Origin of the sequence: Gilliamella sp. Pas-s95 (assembly GCF_009795795.1) — a bacterium.
Classification (GTDB): domain Bacteria; phylum Pseudomonadota; class Gammaproteobacteria; order Enterobacterales; family Orbaceae; genus Gilliamella; species Gilliamella bombicola.
Window position 1 is genome coordinate 1 of sequence record NZ_WTFC01000030.1, and the last position, 14,787, is coordinate 14,787.

The 14,787-nt window shown below is 34.6% G+C and carries 12 protein-coding genes; 1 reads left to right on the top strand and 11 read right to left on the bottom strand.

The window, feature by feature from the left end; all coding sequences use genetic code 11:
• Window positions 1-627: 627 nt before the first annotated feature.
• From pgl to GQ598_RS08560, 4 genes are all read right to left on the bottom strand, one after another.
• On the bottom strand, window positions 628-1,326 hold the full coding sequence (gene pgl, locus GQ598_RS08545) for a 6-phosphogluconolactonase (protein WP_160403679.1): 699 nt from the start codon (window positions 1,324-1,326) through the stop codon (window positions 628-630).
• 13 nt (window positions 1,327-1,339) lie between these two features.
• Window positions 1,340-2,800, bottom strand: coding sequence for a glucose-6-phosphate dehydrogenase (gene zwf / locus GQ598_RS08550; RefSeq protein ID WP_160403681.1), 1,461 nt, complete (start codon window positions 2,798-2,800; stop codon window positions 1,340-1,342).
• A 169-nt stretch (window positions 2,801-2,969) separates the two neighbouring features.
• The gene (rplY, locus tag GQ598_RS08555; protein WP_065637261.1) at window positions 2,970-3,254 is read right to left on the bottom strand and encodes a 50S ribosomal protein L25; all 285 of its coding nucleotides are present in this window, start codon (window positions 3,252-3,254) and stop codon (window positions 2,970-2,972) included.
• Between the two features lie 182 nt (window positions 3,255-3,436).
• On the bottom strand, window positions 3,437-4,309 hold the full coding sequence (locus GQ598_RS08560; RefSeq protein WP_160403684.1) for a D-hexose-6-phosphate mutarotase: 873 nt from the start codon (window positions 4,307-4,309) through the stop codon (window positions 3,437-3,439).
• A 198-nt stretch (window positions 4,310-4,507) separates the two neighbouring features.
• On the opposite strand from GQ598_RS08560, the gene hemW reads away from it, so the two are divergent.
• Entirely contained in the window at window positions 4,508-5,635 is a 1,128-nt protein-coding gene (gene hemW / locus GQ598_RS08565) for a radical SAM family heme chaperone HemW (protein WP_160403686.1), read from the top strand.
• A gap of 239 nt (window positions 5,636-5,874) precedes the next feature.
• Here hemW and GQ598_RS08570 read toward each other — a convergent pair whose 3' ends face one another.
• From GQ598_RS08570 to thrA, 7 genes are all read right to left on the bottom strand, one after another.
• Window positions 5,875-6,849, bottom strand: coding sequence for a sugar kinase (locus GQ598_RS08570; protein ID WP_160403688.1), 975 nt, complete (start codon window positions 6,847-6,849; stop codon window positions 5,875-5,877).
• 11 nt (window positions 6,850-6,860) lie between these two features.
• Window positions 6,861-7,676 (bottom strand): DeoR/GlpR family DNA-binding transcription regulator, encoded by an 816-nt coding sequence (locus GQ598_RS08575; RefSeq protein WP_160403690.1) that lies wholly within the window; start codon window positions 7,674-7,676, stop codon window positions 6,861-6,863.
• 194 nt (window positions 7,677-7,870) lie between these two features.
• Window positions 7,871-8,986, bottom strand: a complete 1,116-nt coding sequence (gene ribD, locus GQ598_RS08580; RefSeq protein WP_160403692.1) for a bifunctional diaminohydroxyphosphoribosylaminopyrimidine deaminase/5-amino-6-(5-phosphoribosylamino)uracil reductase RibD — start codon at window positions 8,984-8,986, stop codon at window positions 7,871-7,873.
• 8 nt (window positions 8,987-8,994) lie between these two features.
• Window positions 8,995-9,447: a transcriptional regulator NrdR gene (gene nrdR, locus GQ598_RS08585; protein ID WP_160403694.1), complete on the bottom strand. Its 453-nt coding sequence runs from the start codon at window positions 9,445-9,447 to the stop codon at window positions 8,995-8,997.
• Window positions 9,448-9,761: 314 nt separating this feature from the next.
• Window positions 9,762-11,051: a threonine synthase gene (gene thrC, locus GQ598_RS08590; protein WP_160403696.1), complete on the bottom strand. Its 1,290-nt coding sequence runs from the start codon at window positions 11,049-11,051 to the stop codon at window positions 9,762-9,764.
• 100 nt (window positions 11,052-11,151) lie between these two features.
• A complete protein-coding gene (gene thrB, locus GQ598_RS08595; protein ID WP_160403698.1) occupies window positions 11,152-12,090 on the bottom strand; it encodes a homoserine kinase in 939 nt (312 codons plus the stop codon).
• On the bottom strand, window positions 12,091-14,547 hold the full coding sequence (gene thrA / locus GQ598_RS08600) for a bifunctional aspartate kinase/homoserine dehydrogenase I (protein ID WP_160403700.1): 2,457 nt from the start codon (window positions 14,545-14,547) through the stop codon (window positions 12,091-12,093).
• Window positions 14,548-14,787 lie beyond the last annotated feature (240 nt).

Consider the following 14,787-nt stretch of genomic DNA (forward strand, 5'->3'; position numbering starts at 1 on the left):
AAGAAAACGGCATAAGTTTAAAAGCCCTGCCTCCTTTTATTCAAAGGAGCTAAGAAAAATTGCACTTCATGGTGTAATCTAGGTAACAAAAAAATCAAAGCGGGTAAATATACTATAATCTATAAGAAACGCTGGGGGGTTCACTCAATAATCCCAATAATTCTCTAAAAACTGATTTTGATTAATACAATGGTTATCATACTTTTTATTGAATAAAAGAAACTAAAACGAGTAGCACTATTTTCTGTGTGAGCAATGTTACTAAACATGGTGATATTTACACTCTTACTAACTTGTTAGGTTATGTTTTTAGTAAAAGAATTCGGGAGTCTATACTGTTTGAAAATCAAAAAGAGTGATATGTACTTTTAATTGAGATGAAATATAATCGGCAAACATTTAGTTATTTACTTTTATAATACGGTTAAACTGCATAAAGTGTTTTCAAGAAAAAATCTTATGAGTTTTTAGAGGATTATTTTAACCATGAGGTGAAAACAATAAATCGCTTTGAGATTCGATCACTCAAAGCGGATTTGCTACCAGAGAAATTTGATTTATGATCATCCCTATATAGAATTTAGTCACAGAATCAATCTTCACCTTTAATAGGAAAATACGCAAAACTCAAGATGCAGTCCAAAATACCGTTACATTAACTTTGTTTTGCTGTAACACAGCACGAATAGGCATTTGATTGACATCATTATCTTTTTTTGCTTGTTCTAACACATGCATTTTGCTTTCACCAACCAAATGTAGATAGATATTTTTACTATTTAAAATAGTGGGTAACGTTAAGGTAATACGATCTAGTGGTGCTGTTAATGGCGTCATTCCGACAACTTTTCGACCTGATTTCATATCTAAACCAGCTGCTAAATTAGCTGCACCTGGGAATAATGAAGCGGTATGTCCATCTTCACCCATACCTAAAACAATTACATCAAATGGCATCGGAATTTTATCTAACATCCTGTCAGTCATTTCAGCGCCATCAAATGGATTATCATAACTGTTTTTTAAACCGACAAAATTAGCCAATTTTGCATTGTTTTGTAATAAATGCGTCATCACTAACTTTTCGTTACTGGCATCATCATTATCATCAACCCATCGATCATCAACTAACGTAATAAAAACTCGGCTCCATTCTATATTTTGTTGACTTAGTGAAACAAATAATGGAATAGGTGTTTTACCTCCCGAAACCGCAATAGAAGCATGTCCTTTTTGTACAATTGCCTGTTTTAATTCATTGACAATATGTGAGGTTAAATCTTCGATCAATAACTGACTATTTTGATATTTATTTAACGTAAACATAGTTACTTTTCCTTTATTCAAATTCGTGCCATGAATGCCCATCTTTAGTGATTAAGGCAACCGATGCGACGGGTCCCCAAGTGCCCGCTTGGTAAGTTTTTGGTGGTTCATTTTCTGTTTCCCATGCACTAATAATTGAATCAACCCATTTCCATGCTGCTTCAACTTCATCACGATGAACAAATAACGCTTGGCGCCCTCGCATAACTTCAAGTAATAAACGCTCATAAGCATCAGCGCTTTGTTGGTGAAAAGTTTCGCTGAAACTTAAATCAAGTTTTGTGGTTTGCAGATTGTGAGTGCTATCTAACCCAGGTACTTTGTTTAGAATTTCAATATCCATTCCTTCATCAGGTTGTAAACGAATCGTCAATTTATTTTGTGGTAATTGTGGATAAAATTCACTAAATAGATTAAGTGGTAATGGTTTAAAATAAACAACAACTTCAGAACATTTGCTCGGTAAACGCTTACCTGTACGTAAATAAAATGGAACGCCCGCCCAACGCCAGTTATCAATATCAACTCGAATGGCAACAAATGTTTCGGTATTGCTTTTTTGATTTGCGCCGTCTTCTTCTAAATAGCCCGGTACATTAACACCATTAACAAATCCTGCTGTATATTGTCCACGAACCACTTTTTCGCGTATATTGGTTTTATCAATTGGTCTAAGGGCATTTAGTACAGCTATCTTTTCACTACGTAAACTATCATCTTCAAGGTTAGCAGGTGGTGACATTGCAATCATGGTTAATATTTGTAATAAATGATTTTGCACCATATCACGCATTTGACCAGCTTTATCAAAATACCCCCAACGTCCTTCAATGCCAACTTGTTCTGCCACCGTAATTTCGACATGATCAATAGAATTACGATCCCAAAATGACGCAAACACTGTATTAGCAAAACGTAAGGCTAAAAGATTTAGTACTGATTCTTTCCCTAAGTAATGATCAATACGATAGACTTGCGATTCGCTAAAGAATTTAGCCACCGAATCATTGATTTCGCGAGATGATTGCAAATCAGTTCCAAGCGGCTTTTCCATCACAATACGGTTTTGTGATTGATTTAATCCAGCAGCAGCTAAACCTTGGCAAATCGTCCCAAAAGTACCTGGGTGCATTGCAAAATAGAAAATAGCGGGATGACCTGAATCAAGTTTATTTTTCAATCGTTCAAAACCAGCGCTATCATTAACATCTAGTTTATGAAAATCCAATCGTTGACTAAATCGTTGCCAAATACTATCGTCTAACGACTCCGGCATAAATGAAATAAGTGCATCTTTTGCAACTTCACAATAAGCAGCATGATCCCAATCAGCGCGTCCTACGCCTAAAATCTTAGTTTGTTCAGGTAGTTTTCCATATTTTTCTAGTTGATATAAAGACGGTAGTAATTTACGTCTTGTCAAATCCCCTTTAGCACCAAAAATAACTAAATCGCAAGCTGGGATATCAGACATGGTTTTCTCCTAGGATGGTATAATGTAATTATTCTATTATGTTGGATGGTTAGTGTACAGGCTAAATCATAACAATAGGCATTAGCCTACATTTGCCCTAAAACAAAAAGGTCACCACTGTGGTGACCTTTTTTAAAACAAATAATTGGATAATATTCCAATATATAAATTATACGCGTACAAAATCCATATGAACTAATTTTGGTTTAAATGCATGACGTTGTACTGCTTGTACTTTTACTTTAACTGCTTTGCCGTCAACCTCGATAGTTAACACTTCAGAATAAAATTCTGGTTTTTCTTGCATATTAAAGATTTGGTTGTGATCAAGCACAACAGAGATTGCAGGTTCAGTTCCACCATAAATAATGGCTGGGAATTGACCAGCGTGACGCAGGCGGCGGCTCGCACCCTTACCATGCTCTTTTCTAACTTCAGCTTTAAATGTAAACATATTTATTTCTCTTAATGATTTAAAATAAAAGCCAATTACAGGCGACCCAGTAGTTGACTATCAAACTAGCACTTTAAAAAGTGATGTGGATTATAAAGTGTTATCTCTGTAAACGCAATCAATTAATCATATTACAAATTGAGTAAAACATTGATTGCGTATGTGGTATAAAATATGAACGATTAGATCACTTCTATAAGAAAACCATAAGTTGATTTCTTATTGGAAGATGATTTCAATGGTTTTGTAATACAACCGGCTTCAACACAAACCATTGATTTATATTCGTCATCACCAAAATCTGCCATTGCTTTAGCTTTATTTATCCATGGATTCCAAGTAACTACATCACTGACATTAGTGTTGGTTAATCGAATTGTTCGGATACCATCAGTTATCGTTAGTTGTTTACTCGCATCAGTGTAAATACGATCGACTTCTTGATTAAAAGTCAATTGACCTACTGTCACCGGTTTGTTTTCAACAGCAAGTCGTTCTTGATAAGTTTCACCTAAACCTTTGACAACAACATGGTCAATATTATCAATACCAAAATAAGTATGTAGCGCACTAGTTACATCAAAGTCAGCAAAACTGCTTAAAGTAACTTCACAAGTTTTACCTAAATGAAGATTTAATGACACAGTAAAAGGTTGGCGACAATAAGGTTCTGTCTGCTGATTATTCGTGAGTGACAAAATGAGATCAACACCATTGTCATCCTCTTTACAAGAATCTAATTGCCATTCAACAATACGCGCAAAACCATGAGAAGGATTTCCTAACTGACCAAACCATGGCCAGCAAACAGGTACTCCACCTCGAATAGCCACCCCTTGTTTAAAATTTGTTTTGTCGCTTAGCCAAACAACTGGGGTTTGTTCAGTAGCAGGCTGCCAAAATAACAAATGAGCACCTTGTAATGTAACCGCTGCCTTGCAAGTTTTATGGTTAATAACCACAACGGGGAGTTCACCATAAGTCGATTGCTTAACCGATGAGCTTAGTGATACGCCTGATAAGCTACTATCTAAAATTGCTTTATACATACTCATACTTACTCCTAAATAATAAATTTAATCAACCATTAATATCAAAATTTATCGATGATTGTACGCTTTTTAACTTAATAATGAAAACACTATAGATGCCAAAAGCTTTTTTTAATAAATTGGAGTAAAATAGCGCACTATAAAAAAATAAGGTAACACACGGGTTATTTTTGTTAAAAAGTTTCAGGAAAGACTACGTTTATGTATAAAATCCCAATGAGTTTGTATATTCATATGCCATGGTGCGTACAAAAATGTCCTTATTGTGATTTTAATTCACATACCGTAAAAAAAACGCCAGATTATGCAGCTTATATAGAGCATTTGATTAAAGATTTACAGCATGATGCTGTTTTTTGTTCAAACCGTTCAATTCATTCAATTTTTATTGGCGGAGGGACACCAAGCCTGTTTTCTGCTGAATTAATTGATAAATTATTATTGAATATAAATAAGATTATCCCCATAAATAAGAATGCAGAAATCACCATTGAAGCCAATCCTAATTCTGTAGATATAGAAAGATTCAATGGCTATCAGCAAGCAGGTATAAATCGCATATCAATCGGTGTGCAAAGTTTTCAAGCCGATAAGCTGGTTAAATTAGGGCGGATACATGATCCCAAAGAAGCAATCGCAGCAGGAAAACTAGCCCAAACATTAAATTTAAGAAGTTTTAATTTAGATTTAATGCATGGCTTGCCAAATCAAAGTATTGATGATGCCATATATGACTTAGAACAAGCCATTGCTATCGCACCACCTCATTTGTCTTGGTATCAATTGACTATTGAACCCAATACACTATTTGGATCAAAGCCTCCCGTTTTGCCTGATGACGATAAACTTTGGGAAATTTATCAACAAGGTCATCAATTATTAACAAAACATGGTTACCAGCAATATGAAACCTCGGCTTATGCTAAAGAGGATTTACAATGCCAACATAATTTAAATTATTGGCGATTTGGAGACTATTTAGGCATTGGATGTGGTGCTCATGGTAAATTAACACAACCTGATGGCAAAGTTATTCGCACCATAAAAACTCGTCATCCAAAGGGGTATTTAGAAGGACGCTATTTGGATAAGTATTATACGGTAGCAAAAGAAGAACTACCCTTTGAATTTTTTATGAATCGTTTTAGGCTTTTTGAACCAACACCTAAACATGAATTTGAACAACGAACTTATTTACCTTTACAAACAGTAGAGAAACAAATAGCAACCGCCATTGAAAGAAATTATTTAATTGAAGACACACAAAACTGGCAAATAACTGATTGTGGGAAGTTATTTCTAAATTCACTATTAGAACTTTTTTTATAGTTCAATTAAACAGTTACTTTTTAAGATAATAAAAAAATCTTTCTTTACGGTTATTTAACAAAATAAGCACTAACTATTTAAGTAATAATTCACTTCCCTTTACACACATTTTCCCATAAAAAGTGCATAATACAATCCGACAATGCATTTATTTCATTGTTTTCCTATTCCTTATGTTTTCCCAATAACATTGTTATTGGGATTTTTTTATTAGGTTAGAAAAATAAAAATTGATGAAATTAAACCGATCTAGGTATATTCTTAGAGATAAATGTTTCAATTTCAATAAATGATGATATTCCTTCCATCGGACCTTTTTTAGCAGCAGCTAACGCACAACTTGCATTTGCATATTCTAATGCTTTTTCGATAGAAAAACCTGCTAACATTAAACTTACAAATGTTGCGTCAAAACAATAGGTTGCCCCACTACAATCAACTATATCGCTCAAGAAACCATCAACATGAATTATTTTAAAGTTATTTTGTTCGTCATATCCATAATAATTAGCACCTTGAGCTCCATTTTTGATCACTATATGTTTAATGCCTTTTTTAAACAGACTTAATATAGTTTCCTTTTCGCTTTCATCATTATTATTTGCAAAATAACGCACTTCGCATTTACTAAGTAAAAATATATCAGCATATTCCAAAATATAATCAAAAGATTGCCCCATTTCAGGGATATCTAACATTTCTTTATGTAAATTAGGATCAAAAGAAATTGTTCCTCCATTACTCTTGATAATATCAAGCGCTTTACGCATCGCATCGATGGCACGAAAAGAATATAATGATGACCCCATAACATGTAAATGATTACAATCATTTAATAAGTTTTCATTAATATGGTGGAATGAAATTAAACCGCAGGCACTATTGGGAATATTAAAAATGAAATCTTTTTCACTAATATTTTTATTAACAACAAAAGTGCTACCTGTAATAGCTTTATTATGAATAGTAATACCATCAATAATAACACCATCCTGTTTTAGTCGATCAATGCACATTTTCCCAAATACATCTCTGCCAACACAACTAAAAAAAACTACAGCCCCCCCCAATTTTGCCACCTGAGCAGCAAATATTGCTGGAGCACCACTGGGATGAGGACCTGTAAATTCACCAATTTCATCGAACCTTTGATTGGGCTCTTTTGCAATAAATTCAACAAGCAACTCTCCAATTGTACAAATTTTAACATTCATATTATTTATACCTAAAGTGAATTATGATAAGTCACACAATATTTATTTACTGCAAGCTGCTTAAAATTAGAGTCTATCAATTGTTGATGATATTCAGTAACAGCATGTCTTGATAATATAACGACATCCATGTGTTTTAATTTTCCAATACTGTGACTATCACAAACCTCTTCTTGAGGTGGCAAAATACCAATGGTATGTTCAGCAATTTTTAGTATTTGTTGATAAGTTTTCTGATGTTCAATATTTTCAATCACCAAGTGATTATTCGTATTGATAGCGGAAAATTCGAAAATAAAATGTGAAATGGGAAATTGAGTTAAAGGATTATTATTTTGTAGAACATTTCCCTCAAGTAAAACCCCTCCGATAAGAATTACTTCAGCATCAGAAAATTCTTTAACCAATTGTGCATTATTAATATCATTCATAATCACTTTCAATGACTTTTTATTATGCAAAAAAGGAATTAACTTTCTAATTAAACGTCCATGACTCAAAAAAAGAGTATCGCCATCATTAATATAACTTAAACAAGTTTTTACAAAATTCACGTCACCACTATCAGTTTTAATTCCTGAATAACGCTGACAGGAAAATATATTTGGTGTGCTATTAATAAAATCCTCAGGTGAAATATAACTTGCACCGCCAAAAAAACGTTTCAAATAACCTTGTTGTTCTAGATAAGTTAGATCTTGGCGAATTGTCACATTTGAAACCTGAAGCTGCTCAGATAATTCTTCAACTTTAACTTCACCACGTATACGAACAATTTCTGCGATTTCCAATCGACGTTTCAATAAGGCTGAAGATACTCTAGCCAATGTTCACTTCCTATGTTACAGATGACTACTTAATATTAATGATAATAAAATTTATCATACAACTTATCAACCGCAAACAAAAGATTAACATGTGAATTTTTAACATTTATCTTCGTTTGGAGACCAAAAGTAAATAAGTTAACAATTAAATTATCACTCTAGAAACTCAACACTTTTTACAACTGAGATGAGGTTCACTTTTTTAAAATAACTCGTAAATCGTCACCGACCATAGTAGCTGATTTAAATCGAAAATTTGGTGCCATTGACAAATTCTGTAAGTGAGGCAATATACACATGTCTTTCGCATTATGGCCTAGTAATTTAGGCGCGTAATAGATAATCAATTCATCGACTAAATCTTGTTCTATCAATGCCCCTGCTAGGTGAGCACCAGCTTCAACCCAAATAGAATTTATTTGCTTGTTGTTAGCTAATAAATAAAATAATTTAGTCAAATTAATCTTCTTATTCGTTGATGACTCAATGATTAACTTTGTATTTGGTTTAGTAACAGGAATATCTTGCTTCCGCACGATCCATGTTTCACCTAATTGCTTAAAGATATTTTCATCCCCTGTGAGTTTATTTTGACCATCAATAATAATACGCACTGGTTGCCGAATCTTTTCGGAAGAATAAATTTGCTTGATATCATCAGGTAATTCCGCATCTCGAACTGTAAGACTAGCGTTATCCGATTGTACCGTAGCTCTGGTACTTAAAATACAGCAGGATTGAGCTCTAAATTTTTGTACATCCTGCCTTGCAACACTTGAAGTAATCCACTTACTTTCACCTGATGCCATGGCGATTTTACCATCTAGTGATGTTGCCAATTTAAGTTGTACGTACGGCATACCTGTTCGCATCCGTTTCAAAAAACCTTTATTAAGTTCTTCGGCTTGTTCAGTTAAAACTCCTACTGTGACTTCAATTCCCGCATCACTTAATCGTTTAATACCATTACCGGCAACAGTTGGATTAGGGTCTTGCATTGCAATAACAACACGTTTAAGTTTCGCTTTAATCAAAGCATCTGCACAAGGAGGAGTTCTACCAAAATGACTACAAGGCTCTAACGTTACATAAGCAGTAGAACCTTTCGCCTCATCACCAGCCATTTGTAGCGCATATACTTCAGCATGTGGTTGCCCTGCTTTTTTATGATAGCCTTTACCAATAATTTGGTTATTTTTAACAATTATGCAACCAACATTTGGATTTGGGGTTGTGGTAAAACGCCCTAATTTAGCAAGTTCTATCGCTTGTTGCATATAAAATAGATCATTATCACAAATTATGTTCATATAAATGATTATTTTTGTTGTAACTTCGCAATTTCGTTACTAAATTGCTCAATATCATCAAAGCTAAAATAAACCGAGGCAAAACGAATATAAGCGACTTTATCCAAATTTTTCAGTTCTTCAATCACATAGTCACCAATTAATTTTGCAGGAACCTCACGTTCACCAGTTGCTCTAAGTTTAGATTTTATACGTGTAATTGCATCTTCAATGGCATCAAAACCAACTGGACGCTTTTCAAGAGCCCTTTTAATACCATTACGTAACTTATCTTCATTAAATGGTTCGCGAATTTTATTACTTTTAATAACATTTGGCATTATTAATTCAGCGACTTCAAATGTCGTAAAACGTTCATTACATTCGACACATTGTCGTCTTCGACGGACTTGAAAGCCTTCTCCAACAAGCCGAGAATCAATCACTTTTGTATCATCTGCATTACAAAACGGGCAGTACATAAAAAAATATCCTAACAATGTTATAATTCATACTAAAATAGCCGAAAATATTAATTTAAACAAGGATTCTTTTATAACAAGTCGGGTTAATATGTTCAATTTAAAATTACTGTTTTAGACAAATTTTATCGGCCCATAATCTACACTAATCACTTATATTAAGGAATGATAAACTAAAAAATAAACATCATTGCTAAGAGTTATACTAAATATTTATTAAATATTAATAACATCAACTGATGAATTAAATGGATAAAATTTTTTGAAATCTTATAAAAATGAATCCGTCGCTAAAATAGCGACGGGAAAACAACCTACCAATCTAATTTAATTAAAAAATTCCTCAATTTATCAAAATCATCAGGCATATAATGAGAAAGTAACGTCATATCGGCCCGTTCAGCTAATGCTTTAGGAAGTGGAATAGATTTACCTAGAATGTCTTCAACCACTTCTTTAAATTTAGCCGGATGGGCAGTACCTAAGAAAAGACCATATTCGCCCTCTTGCAACTGATCACGAAGTGCGCGGTAAGCGATTGCACCATGTGGTTCAGACAAATAACCCTTTCTATCAAGTTCACGAACTGTTTGTTTAGAAATTTCATCTGACACGGCTGCATGACCAAGTGATTTAAGAGCCCAACCTTCACGATCATAAATCTCTTCAATTCGAGGCCAATTATTGGGTTGGCTAACATCCATTGCATTAGATAGTGTTGCAATGGTGGCATGAGGTTCCCATTTACCCGTTACTAAATATCGTGGCACTGTATCATTTGCATTAGTTGCAGCAATAAAACGTTTAATTGGTAAACCCATTGTTTTAGCCAGTAAACCAGCAGTTAAATCACCAAAATTACCGCTTGGCACAGAAATGACTAACTGTTCACGTTGCGCTGGTGTTAGCTGTGCAAAAGCTTCAAAGTAATAACAGATTTGAGCTAATAATCGACTGATATTAATTGAGTTAGCCGAGTTTAACCCAATGGCAACTTTCAACTCTTCATCATCAAATGCTTTTTTTACCAAAGCTTGGCATGCATCAAAGTCACTTTGAATAGCAATAGTGTGAATATTATCGCCAAGTGTACAAAATAGCTTTTCTTGTAAAGGGCTGATTTTTCCTTCTGGATATAAAATTACTACACGAATATTAGGCAAATGGTAAAAGGCATGGGCAACAGCAGCTCCGGTATCACCTGATGTAGCTGTTAAGATAGTAATTTTTTTATCTGCTGCAACTTGGACTAACGCTTGCGCCATAAAACGCCCACCAAAATCTTTAAATGCTAGCGTTGGCCCATGATAGAGTTCTAGTGACCCTATGTCTGCTTCTATTGATTTTACAGGTGCAGGAAATTGGAATGCATTTTTAACTAGCCTGTGCATATCATCAAAGCAGATCTCATCGCCAATAAAAGCAGATAAGATTTTGGCGCTACGAGTCACAAAATCCAGTTTTAATAGTGATTCAATGTCATTTGCAGAAAATTTAGGTAGTGTTTCAGGGAAAAATAAACCTTGCTCCCTTCCCAATCCTTGCTGTACTGCTTGTGCAAAGTTAACTTGCTGTGAATGATCTTTTAAGTTATACAATTTCATAATATTTTCCGATTATCTTTATGCTTTCATTGTTCACTCTTTCTGATATCAGCTTAATCAGTAAGAAATTGGAGTATTTTTTAATTTTTAAAAAATCAAATTAAATAACTTTTGCTCCTTGAGTATCAATTTTACAAATATGAGTAAAACCTTCATCATTTTGTAAATAACAATGCTGAAGTAGTGATTCGATCTGCCTTGCCGTTTCAAGCTTATCTGCCACAACAAACATCGTTGGGCCTGAACCTGAAATCCCCGACGCTAATGCGCCTAGCTGTTTGACTCGTTTTTGTGTTTCATCAAAATTAGGTAATAACTGTTTACGATAAGGTTCGGCAATATTGTCACATAACATTGATGCTGCCAATTCTGATCGCTTGGTATAACAGGCATGAATAAATCCACCAACATATCGACCATGTGCAACACAATCTGATTTTTGGTACAAGGCGGGTAAAATGGCACGAGCCTCAGCGGTTGATACTTTTATACCAGGATATGCCATAACCCAGTACCAATCTTCAAAATGAGGTATAGGTTCACTAATTATACCCATTTCATTAAGGATAAGTTGCATACCGCCTAAATAGCAGGGTGCAACATTATCATAATGTACACTACCGGAAATCCGCCCTTCAAGCTCACCCATCATCGAAAGTAATTCAAACTGATTAAATGGTTTATCAAAAAACGCATTTAAAGCAACAAATGCTCCGACTACTGAACAGGCACTTGAGCCTAATCCAGATCCAATTGGCATGTTTTTTTCAAGTATCATACTAACTGGTAACGTTCTACCCATTGCTTGGCAGAAACGTTGCCAACATTGAAATACAATATTATATTTGGGATCGCGTGGTAATTTTTTAACAAATTGACCTTTGCTAGTAAGAGAAAATTCCTTAGCAGTTTCAACCGTTATACAATCACCAAGCATCACACCACTAATTGGGCTAATTGCTGCACCTAATATATCAAAACCAACACTAATATTGGCCATCGAAGCAGGCGCGTAAACTGTTAATGATTTATGATTCATTTAGCCTCCAATTTTTCCTGATGTTGTACGCAAAATATCAGCAAAAACCCCCGCAGCTGTGACATCATTCCCAGCCCCATAACCACGTAAAACTAGCGGAATTGGTTGGTAATAACGAGTATAAAATGCCAATGCATTTTCACCATTTTTTACTTTATATAGTGGATCATCACTATCAATAGTCTCGATTTTAACGCTACATTGATTATTTTCAATGCTACCAACATAACGTAATGCTTTGCCTTCTTTTGCTGCTTGTTCATATTTTGTTTTAAACTCTGCATCTAATTGCGGCAATTTAGCCATAAATTCATCAATGCTACCTTGTGCATATTCAGCTGGTAGAACTGATTCAACATTGATTTGATCTAGTTCTAATTGTAATCCTGCTTCTCGCGCTAAAATTAATAATTTTCTAGCGACATCCGTGCCCGATAAGTCATCACGAGGATCGGGTTCAGTAAAACCTTTTTCTTTAGCAAGTTTAGTTGCATCTGACAACGACATTCCTTCATCAAGTTTACCAAATATAAAAGAAAGAGATCCCGACAAAATTCCTGAAAACTTGATTAGTTCATCACCTGCATTTAATAAATTTTGCAGATTTTCAATGACAGGCAATCCTGCGCCTACGTTAGTGTCGTATTGAAATTTGCGTTTATTTTTTGCCGCTTCTTGGCGTAAACGTAAATAATAAGCCATTGAACTTGTATTCGCTTTCTTATTTGGCGTAACAACATGAAAACCATTAGCTAAAAAATCTGCATATTTATCAGACACTTCACTACTAGAAGTGCAGTCCACTAAAATTGGATTGAGTAATCGATTATTTTTTGAAAACTCAATAATACTATCTAATGTGTAGTCATTTTCGCTGTGTTTAATTTGCTCTCGCCAATTAGTAAGATCAATACCATCACGATTAAGCACACTATGTTTAGAATTAAATAGCCCACAAACATGCAAATCAATCTGTTTGTTTTTCAGCCACTCTTGTTGTCGTCCGATTTGATCAATCAAAGCTCCACCTACACCACCGACACCAACAACAAATACATCTAGCATTTTATCTGTACCAAACAACATTTGATGAGCAACCCGTACGCCCATTACTGCAACATCGTTATCCACAACGACAGAAATCGACCTTTCAGATGAACCTTGCGCAATAGCGACAATATTAATATTAGCTCTAGCTAGAGCTGTAAAAAAGTTTGCTGATAACCCTCGTAATGTACGCATCCCATCACCGACAACAGAGATAATTGCCTGTTTTTCGATTATCTCAATTGGCTCAAGTAATCCATCTTTTAATTCTAAGAAAAATTCATCACTTAATGCTTCTTCTGCTCGATAAAGTTCAGTTTGAGGTACACAAAAGCTAATACTATATTCGGATGATGATTGAGTAATAAGTACAACTGAAATGCCAGCATAAGACATTGCAGAAAAAACTCGAGCCGACATGCCAACCATCCCTTTTAATCCAGGACCTGAGACATTGATCATTGCCATGTTATTTAAATTAGTGATACCTTTTACAGGTGTTGTTGAATCAACCACATTGGCACCAATAAGTGTTCCTGGTGCATCAGGGTTATTAGTATTTTTAATTAAACAAGGGATCTGAAACTGCGCAATAGGTAAAATAGTTCTAGGATGAAGTACTTTTGCACCAAAATATGAAAGTTCCATCGCCTCTTGATAAGACATCGTTTTAAGTAATTTTGCATCTGGAACAATACGTGGATCACAAGTATAAACACCATCGACATCTGTCCATATTTCACAGCTATTAGCACGTAAACACGCTGCTAATACCGAAGCAGAGTAGTCCGAACCATTACGACCAAGTACTACAAGCTCGCCTTTCTCGTTACCTGCAGTAAACCCTGGCATTAAAATAATATGATCTTGTGGAATATGCATTTCACTAATTCGATGTGAAGATTCAGCAATATCAACAGTTGATTCTAAATAGGTACCTTCTGCAACTAACATGGCAACAGGATTAATCACCGTCACTAAATGATTTTTAGCTTTAAGAAGTTCTTGCATAATGGCAATGGAGAGCTTTTCACCTCGGCAAATAATTGATGCATTAATACTGTCTGGACATTGACCAAGTAAACCAATACCTTCAAGCAATTGCTTAATAGTGTTTAATTCATCAAGTGCAAAACGCTTCATTTCATCATAAGCAAAATTAGGTTGTGCTTTTGCAATACCATCCAATAATTCAGCAAAAATTTTCTCTGCATCATAGATATTACTTTGTATATCTTGTTTTGCGACCGTTTTTTCCACCATTGCAACTAAATGATTGGTAATTTTAGCAGGTGCAGATAAAACAGTAGCAGTTTGCTCTTGCTTCGCATTATTTTCAATAATCTCTGCAACGCGAAAAAAACGTTCAGCGTTAGCAACAGATGTTCCTCCAAATTTTAAAACTTTCATATCACACCCTACTTATTATTCTAATTAATGCCCATTATTATTTAATATATTGTTTTAGTACTTATTTATAGATATTAAAAATTTTGTAGTGTTATCACGCTATTTCCATCTTTAATTCTTCACTTTTTACTTTGCTTATGTTAGCAACTTTACTTTCATACAAAATAAAAACCCGCCTTTAAGGGGCGGGTTTTTGAATATTTTTTGGAAAAATTAACCCGCCCTAGATCGCGTAATAGT

Coding starts and splice junctions, on each gene's coding strand:
- GQ598_RS08560 (WP_160403684.1), bottom strand. CDS start 4,309: ATGAGTATGTATAAAGCAATTTTAGATAGTAGCTTATCAGGCGTATCA.
- GQ598_RS08570 (WP_160403688.1), bottom strand. CDS start 6,849: ATGAATGTTAAAATTTGTACAATTGGAGAGTTGCTTGTTGAATTTATT.
- nrdR (WP_160403694.1), bottom strand. CDS start 9,447: ATGTACTGCCCGTTTTGTAATGCAGATGATACAAAAGTGATTGATTCT.
- ribD (WP_160403692.1), bottom strand. CDS start 8,986: ATGAACATAATTTGTGATAATGATCTATTTTATATGCAACAAGCGATA.
- rplY (WP_065637261.1), bottom strand. CDS start 3,254: ATGTTTACATTTAAAGCTGAAGTTAGAAAAGAGCATGGTAAGGGTGCG.
- thrB (WP_160403698.1), bottom strand. CDS start 12,090: ATGAATCATAAATCATTAACAGTTTACGCGCCTGCTTCGATGGCCAAT.
- thrC (WP_160403696.1), bottom strand. CDS start 11,051: ATGAAATTGTATAACTTAAAAGATCATTCACAGCAAGTTAACTTTGCA.
- pgl (WP_160403679.1), bottom strand. CDS start 1,326: ATGTTTACGTTAAATAAATATCAAAATAGTCAGTTATTGATCGAAGAT.
- hemW (WP_160403686.1), top strand. CDS start 4,508: ATGTATAAAATCCCAATGAGTTTGTATATTCATATGCCATGGTGCGTA.
- thrA (WP_160403700.1), bottom strand. CDS start 14,547: ATGAAAGTTTTAAAATTTGGAGGAACATCTGTTGCTAACGCTGAACGT.
- zwf (WP_160403681.1), bottom strand. CDS start 2,800: ATGTCTGATATCCCAGCTTGCGATTTAGTTATTTTTGGTGCTAAAGGG.